Here is a 7,857-nt window from a genome sequence, read left to right as displayed (position 1 = left end):
CGCCTTGGAAATCGGCGACATGACGGTTGTACGCTGCCGTCGGGAAAACGGAGCTGAGGAGCCACAAGCCCCACGTCGGGCTCGTGCTCCAAGAACGCGATCAAGTGACGAAGCGTACCCCGCGGCACCTCAACGTCCGGGTTGAGGAGCAGCAAGAACCTCCCGGTGGCCGAGGCCAGTCCCTGGTTTGTGGCCCGCGTGAAGCCGAGATTGCGTGAGTTGCGCAACAGGTGGATGGGGACCGGCGCACGTGCAGCAAATTGCTCGACGAGGGCCCAGGTGCCGTCCTCTGAAGCATTGTCGATAACCCACACTTCTGCGCTCAGGCCCTCGACTGCCGTCAGGAGGGAAGAAAGGCAGGCGCTGATGTAGCGCTCGCTGTTGTACGTGACCACCACGGCGGACACGCCGCCACGGGAGAGGCTCCTCACCTTGCGCCTCGCGCTGATGTCTTGTCGCTGTCCTCACCGTCGTGCGCCCATGCGCCAAAAGAAGGTAGCAAAACGCCGAAAAAATAGCAACTGCTTTCTCTCTTTGCGGAGGCGAGAACAAGGGAGAGGGTTACCCGTTGCGGACGGAGGCCACGCGGAGCACCCACGGATCAGCATAGCTGCGACATGGCACGAGGGCGCGTTGGAGGAGAGAGGGAACGACCGGGTGGTTTTGCCGACTGCGCCACGCGGAGTTCGGCAGGCAAAGGTGCTGCTCCTACCCTGCCGCGCGGGTCCGTCGCCCGTGATTCATACCCGGCCTCTTGCACAACGACACCGGGGGCTGCAACGCGGCTTCCAATTAGGCATTGTACGCAGCCGCGTTCCAGCGCAGCTCTTTCTTGAAGTCTTGAACGGTGGTAGAATCGTTGATCTCCACGAGCTCAACCCCAGCGATTTCGGCAAAATCCCGCAGATGCTCGGCGGTGAGCGCCATGGTGAATGCCGTATGGTGCGCCCCGCCCGCCAGGATCCAGCAATGCGCGGCAACGCGAAGTTCGGGCTTCGGGACCCAGACCGCTCTGGCTACCGGCAGTCTCGGCAGGTCTTCGTCTGGCGCAACACTTTCGACTTCGTTGAGCACCATGCGGAAGCGGTGGCCGAGGTCGATCATCGCGACGTTCAAAGCGGGTCCGGCGGGCACGCCGAACACCAAGCGAGCCGGGTCGGCCTTGCCGCCGATCGATAGCGGATGAACCTCTAAGCGGGGGCGCTCAGCCGCGAGCGTCGCGCACACCTCCAGCATGTGCGCTCCGAGCACTTTCATGCCGACAGGGGCCAAGTGGTAGGTGTAGTCCTCCATGAACGAGGTGCCGCCTTCGAGCCCGGCGGCCATGACCTTCATGGCGCGCACCAGCGCCGCCGTCTTCCAGTCGCCCTCTGCGCCAAATCCGTACCCTTCCGCCATGAGCCGCTGCACGGCGAGACCCGGCAATTGAGCAAGGCCGTGGAGGTCCTCGAAGGTCGTAGTAAACGCGGTGAAGCCACCTTCCCGGAGAAACTCTTTCAGGCCCAGCTCAATACGCGCCGCTTCCCTGACGGCCTGGTGCTTTGGCCCCCCAGGTTGGGCATCCTTGGCGACGACGTATTTCTCGTCGTAAACCTGAACAAGGCGATCCACCTCAGAGTCGGAGATAGCTTGCACGACCTTCACCAGGTCGCCAACCCCATAGCCATTGACCGAGTACCCGAACTCCATCTGGGCCTCGACCTTGTCGCCTTCGGTGACGGCCACCTCGCGCATGTTGTCACCAAATCGGGCGATCCTTCCTGTCTGCCAGTCTTGCCAGGCAGCTGCAGCCCGCATCCAGACGGCGAGCTCCCGGTGAACCGTCTCGTCCTGCCAGTGACCGACGACAACCTTGCGGCGGAGGCCCAGGCGCGTGCACATGAAGCCAAATTCCCGATCGCCATGCGCCGACTGGTTGAGGTTCATAAAGTTCATGTCGATCTCCGACCAGGGGAGATCGCGGTTGTATTGCGTGTGGAGGTGGACAAATGGCTTGCGCAGCGTCTTCAGTCCGGCTATCCACATTTTGCCCGGCGAGAAAGTGTGCATCCACACTATCAGACCGAGGCAGTTCTTGGCGCTGTTGGCCGCCAACGCCAGGTCGTGGATATTTCCCGGATCCGTAAGCACGGGTTTGAAGACAATGCGGGCGGGGATGGCCGGCACGGCGTCCAGAAACTCAGCAATCTCTCTGGAGTGCTCGGCCACCTTCTCCAGGACTTCATCCCCATAGAGGTGCTGGCTGCCGGTGACAAACCAGACTTCAAAGTCGTCGTACGCCTTCACTGTTTACCCCTCATGAACTTTTCTCTGTCCATAGTAGGCTTCGGGCCCGTGTTTGCGTTGGAAGTGCTTCTTCAAGATGTGGTTGGGTAGGTTTTGCACCTTCGCATTCAGCAAGAGGGTGTGGAAGGCCATCTGGGCAACCTTTTCCAAGGCGAGGCTGTTGTTGACTGCCTCCATCGGGTTCTCTCCCCAGGTAAAGGGTCCGTGGCCCGCCACAAGCACGGCAGGCATTTCCAGAGGGTCGAGTTGGGCAAAGGCCTCGACAATCGCCAGGCCGGTGGCGCGTTCGTATTCTCCTTCGACCTCATCCGCAGTCAGAAAGCGGGTCACCGGGATTGGCCCGTGGAAATGGTCTGCGTGCGTGGTTCCTAAGCATGGTATGGGTCGGCAGGCCTGCGCAAAAGAGGTGGCATAGTCGCTGTGCGTGTGGGCGATGCCCCCGATTCTGCGGAAGGCCTGATACAACGCCACGTGCGTCGGCGTGTCGGACGAGGGCTGCCACTTGCCCTCAACTACTTTGCCCTCCAGGTCGACGACCACCATGTCCTCTGGCGACAACCGGCTGTAATCAATGCCGCTGGGTTTGATGACCACCAGATTCTCTTCGCGGTCGCGGCCGCTGACATTGCCCCAGGTCAGGGTCACCAGCCCATGTTCGCGCAGAGCGAGGTTGGCTTGGAGGACCTCGAGCTTTAGCTCTTCGAGCATCCTCTCTCTTTCCTCACCCTGTCCCTGATGTCCAGCAGGTCTTTCATGACGTTGTACATTTTCCCCGACCATTCACGGGTGCCGAAGGCGTCGTGCAACTGACGATAGAGCGCATAAAGCTGTTGGTAGATGCGGTGGTTTTCCCCGTTGGGAGTGTACACTTTGTCGGTGCCGGTCATGGCCTGTCTGGCGTCCTCGACCTTGGCGTAACCGCCTCTCTCCTTACCTGCTGCCACCGCGGCAAACATGGCGGCTCCCAGTGCTGGCGCCTGCTCGCTTCGCGAGACCTTCATCGGCCTGCCGGTCACGTCCGCATAGATTTGCATGAGAAGCGGATTCTTGGTTGCCAGACCACCGCAGTTGACGATTTCCCGCACCGGCACGCCGTAGCTTTGAATGCGGTCAATGATGGTCAATGCCCCGAAGGCAGTGGCCTCGATCAGGGCGCGGTAGACCTCGTGGGGCTGCGTGTGCAGGGTTTGTCCCAATAATAAGCCGGTGAGGCGCACATCGACGAGGATTGTGCGATTGCCATTGTTCCAATCCAAGGCGAGCAGGCCACTCTCGCCTGGCTTGAGTCGTGCTGCGTCCTGCCCGAGCCGGTCGAACTTTTCATCGGCAGTCCTGCCGAATGACTCAGGGACGAGATTGTTGACAAACCAGAGAAAGATGTCGCCCACAGCGGACTGCCCTGCTTCGATGCCATAATAGCCTGGGATCACCGAGCCATCGACAATTCCGCAGACGCCGGGAATGGCCTCCAGTTTCTCGGTATTCGGCAAGACCATGATGTCGCAGGTGCTGGTGCCGAGTATCTTCACCAAGATGCCCACGTCAATGCCGGCGCCCACTGCCCCCATGTGGGCATCGAATGCCCCTACGCTCACCACAACGTCGCTGGAAAGCCCCAGCTTTTCTGCCCATTCAGGCGACAGAGTTCCGACCCTCTCATCGGCGCAGTAGGCAGTCTCATAGAGCCTTGGGCGCATGGCGGCTATCTCAGGGGACAACCGGCTAAGGAACTCTTCATCAGGCAGGCCGCCCCATTGGGCATCGAAGAGGGCCTTGTGTCCAGCTGCACAGACGCTCCGCTTGATTTTGGCGGGACGGGTTTCCCCCACCAGCACCGCGGGGATCCAGTCGCAGATCTCCACGAAGCTGTGCGCCGCCCGAAAGACTTCCGGCGCCGTCTTCTGCAGATGCCAGAGCTTGCTCCAAAACCACTCCGAGGAGTAGACGCCGCCTATTTTCGCCAGGTAATGGGGTCTCATCTCTCGGGCGACTTCGGTTGTCCGCTGTGCTTCTGCAAAGCTGGTGTGGTCCTTCCACAGCCAGACCATTGCGGCAGGATTGTTGCGGAACTCGTCGTAGAAACAGAGTGGGATGCCGCGCTCGTCCACCGGCACCGGACTGCTCCCGGTGGTGTCAATGCCGATGCCGATGATGTCGTCGGCGGAGAACCCGGGTTCATTGTCCTTGGCCAGGCTGATTACCCCAGGAATTACCGTTTCCAGGCCGACGAGATAGTCTGCGGGATTCTGCCGTGCTACATTGGGATCGGTAGGGTCCAAGATGACTCCCGCCGTGCCCGAGGGATACTGAAAGACCCGGGTGGCCAGTTCCCTGCCGTCGGCGAGATCCGCAATCACTGCTCGGCACGAGTTCGTGCCAAAGTCAATGCCTATGGTGTACTTGCCCAACCCTTTCCTCCTGCGTCGAGCCGGTGAACTCTCCGTTCATCCAGAGAAGTAGATGTACGCCATGATGATGAAGAGAACTAACAGCACCGAGGCGACGACATCGCCCCTTGACCAACTGGCGCGGGAGGCGCGGCGCTGGTCCTCGGTGGTGGTGGCGAAGGTCAACCCGGTTAGCCTCTCATATGGCGGCTCGGCAGCCGTATAACTTGCCAGAATCATCACGCCCACGGTCACCAAGGTGATGAACAGGCTGTAGTACTGGAAGTAGATGTGATTGATAATCCACAGGAAGGAGCCTGGTGCATACTGCACGTGGAACAGCTTCACCGGGGTGTCCACTGCCAGTCTGAAGAGCCCCAACGCAAAGCCGGTGATGAGGGCAGTGACGCATCCCCTGGCGTTCATCCGCTTCCAGAAGACTCCAAGGAAAAAGACCACAAAAATGGGCGGGGCGAGGTAGGACTGCACCCCCTGCAGGTAGTCGTACAGTCCTTTGCCCCCGCGGATCACCGGAATCCACAGCAGGCCGATGATGACCATGACGGTGGTTGCCATTCTCCCAATCCACACCAAGTGCCTCTGACTGGCGTCCGGCCGGAAACGGGAGTAGAAGTCAATGGTGAAGAGCGTGGCCGAGGCATTGAACACGCCGGCCAGCGAGCTCATCAGCGCTGCCAGCAGGCCGGCAACGACGATTCCTCTCACCCCTGTGGGCAGCACGTGAGCGACCAGCAACGGAAAGGCCTTCTGGGCATTTTCCCGCACGATCTCCCCATTTGCCCCAATCAACTGCGCCTGTAAGACCGGAATTCTTCCGCTCACCGCCAGCGAGTAGACAATCATGCCCGGAATGATGAAAATGAAGACGGGCAGGAGTTTGAAGAAGCCGGCACAAATGGCGCCGCGACGAGCCTGCGTTTCATTGGGCGCTCCCAACGCCCTTTGCACAATGTACTGGTCCGTGGTCCAATACCACAGGCCGATGATGGGGGCGCAGAAGAGCATCCCCAGCCAGGGATAGTTGTCGTTGAAGTACCAGGCCATCCGGCTGCTCTCCATCACGGGGGCCCATGTGCCTTCCAGCCCGCGGGGCACCAGCGGTTTCCAGAGATTGAACATCTCTGACCCTGCGACCGCACGCAATGTCTCCCAGCCGCCCAGCGCGTGCAGGCCAAACAGGGTGACGAGAATCGAGCCCACCACCAGCACAATCGTTTGCAGCGCTTCGGTATAGGCCACGGCGCGCAAGCCGCCGAGAACCGTGTAGATGCCGGTCAGGACGATGACTAGGATTGAACCTACCCAGAAGCTGTCCATGCCCATGAAACGCACTTCCGGCAGGAGCACGCTGAAGACGATGCCCCCGGCGAAGATGCCGACGGCAATCTTCGTTAAGACGTAGGCGATCAGCGAAATCGCCGAGAGGATCGTTCGTGCCGCGGACGAGTAGCGCCGCTCCAAGAACTCAGGCATGGTGAAGACCCGTGAGCGCATGTAGAATGGCACCATCACCCAGGCCAGGACTAACAAGCACCAGGCGTGGAGTTCATAGTGGGCCATCGCTACCCCGTCAGTGGCGCCGGAGCCAGCTAACCCGACCAAGTGCTCCGAACCGATATTCGAGGCGAAGATCGACGCTCCGACGATGAACCAACCCAAGTGCCGGCCGGCCAAAAAGTACTCCGTCGACGTGTTCAGCCTTTGCCTGATTACCCACCAAGCAATGCCCAGAACTATGGCGAAGTAGCCGGCAATGATCAACCAGTCCAAGGTCTTTAGCATGTCCGTTCCCTCCGGGTTCTTTGCCTGTCAAAGCGCGAGGCGATGCAGGGCAGTTTGGCTTCCTCTCTCCCCGAAGAAGGGGCATAGGCACGCGCGCAGACGTTTCACCCTTGGCGAAGCCCGTGGCTCAAGACGGAGGCTGAGTCGGCCACGTGGCCGCGTGCCTTCTCGAGTTTGGACACGTGCTGTCGCGCCGAGCGCCCAGGGAAAACGTTTGGTTCTTGGTGCTCTGGATGCGGGTGGAGTGGCGAGCGGATGAGGGAGAACCGCGCTGGGTGCCAGGCCTGGCCGCCACGCATCAGGTTGGCAGAGGCGACCGCGCCTGCGAAGCGTCCGCCCAAGGCAAAGCCAGGGCTTACCCGGAGCGGCGGCAGCAGCGGAGGATGAAGCTCCCATGTCCTGCGTCATACGTTCTCGTGTGCGCGGGGATGAGATGCATCAACACTGGCGCAGGAATTTTACCAAATCCACATTAGAATGTCAAGCTGTTTTTGGCAGGGCCGCCGGGAGGAGTACATCGCTTGAGGAGATCGCAGGTCACTCGCCTCACTGCGCCGGGCAGCTGCGACGCGCTTCTCCCCACCCTAAGTGCAGCAAGCTCCTTGTGGCACCTGGCAGATGCCGGCTCGCACTCTTGCGACTGGAAGCCGCAGAAGCCCGTGCTGGCTCCGATGGGCGCCACCTTCCGCGGAGCGGCTATCGGCCATTCCCCGCCTCAAGCCACTCGAAACGCCGCTTTGCGCCCCATGCGGTCATGGCAGGCGCGCCTCCCTCGGCTGTGGGCAGTTTCCTCGCAGCCTAAGCGACCGTGTGCAGCATCGGGTAGGCGCGCCTGAGGTCCTCCACCTCGCTCTTGAGGCGCCGTGCCGGCCAGGCTAACTCCTTCGCCATGAGGCGGGCACAGTGCTCTACGGCCTCATCGCCCGGGTACTCGGCGCTGCCCAACTCGGTGCGGCGCAGCACGGCGTCCGAAAGGGTGCAGGCCATTTCCTCCCTGGCCGCGTGTACCATCTCGGCCGCGAGCACCTGCGAGCCGGGCAGGGGCGAGAGCAGCGCGGCGTTTTCCTGCCCATAGGCGAGGAGACGTGCATACTCGGTGCCGTAATTCAGTGCCAGGTGGCGCAGCAACGCAGGGCTCAGCCCCGCAGGGGCCTGGGCGAGTACGTCCTCAACAAAGGAGGCGAAGCGGGGAATGTCCCCGCCGACAAGGGGCGTGGCGCGGGAGCGACTCCCCTCCTTTGCCTTGCCGAGTTTTTTCGCGGCAAGGTTCACGGTCTTTTCTGCCACGTCGCGCGCGGTGGTGTACTTGACGCCGATGACGGTGAGCAGCCCCTCAGGACCGCCCAGGCGCGCGTGGTCGAGGAGGCGATAGTGCTTTGTG

At 61.3% G+C, this 7,857-nt stretch carries 6 protein-coding genes; all 6 read right to left on the bottom strand.

The genetic code is table 11. From position 1 onward, the window contains the following. The coding region (locus tag H5U38_09645) for a glycosyltransferase (GenBank protein ID MBC7187284.1) at positions 1–431 on the bottom strand (431 nt) is incomplete at its 3' end. A 361-nt stretch (positions 432–792) separates the two neighbouring features. Then, positions 793–2,286: an L-arabinose isomerase gene (gene araA, locus H5U38_09640; protein MBC7187283.1), complete on the bottom strand. Its 1,494-nt coding sequence runs from the start codon at positions 2,284–2,286 to the stop codon at positions 793–795. Between the two features lie 3 nt (positions 2,287–2,289). After that, the gene (locus H5U38_09635; protein MBC7187282.1) at positions 2,290–2,994 is read right to left on the bottom strand and encodes an L-ribulose-5-phosphate 4-epimerase; all 705 of its coding nucleotides are present in this window, start codon (positions 2,992–2,994) and stop codon (positions 2,290–2,292) included. After that, complete coding sequence (locus tag H5U38_09630; protein MBC7187281.1) at positions 2,979–4,694, bottom strand: ribulokinase; 1,716 nt, start codon at positions 4,692–4,694, stop codon at positions 2,979–2,981. Before H5U38_09630 ends, H5U38_09635 begins: the two co-directional genes overlap by 16 nt. A gap of 36 nt (positions 4,695–4,730) precedes the next feature. Further along, a complete protein-coding gene (locus H5U38_09625) occupies positions 4,731–6,476 on the bottom strand; it encodes a sodium/solute symporter (GenBank protein MBC7187280.1) in 1,746 nt (581 codons plus the stop codon). 798 nt (positions 6,477–7,274) lie between these two features. Beyond that, positions 7,275–7,857: glycerol-3-phosphate dehydrogenase/oxidase (locus tag H5U38_09620; GenBank protein ID MBC7187279.1), on the bottom strand; the 583-nt coding region annotated here is incomplete at its 5' end.

It is taken from the genome of Calditrichota bacterium, assembly GCA_014359355.1.
In the GTDB taxonomy this organism is placed as follows: domain Bacteria; phylum Zhuqueibacterota; class Zhuqueibacteria; order JANLFK01; family Oleimicrobiaceae; genus Oleimicrobium.
The sequence above is the reverse complement of the archived record's forward strand: the minus strand, read 5'-3'. Positions and strand labels throughout refer to the sequence as shown.

Coding starts and splice junctions, on each gene's coding strand:
- H5U38_09635 (MBC7187282.1), bottom strand. CDS start 2,994: ATGCTCGAAGAGCTAAAGCTCGAGGTCCTCCAAGCCAACCTCGCTCTG.
- H5U38_09625 (MBC7187280.1), bottom strand. CDS start 6,476: ATGCTAAAGACCTTGGACTGGTTGATCATTGCCGGCTACTTCGCCATA.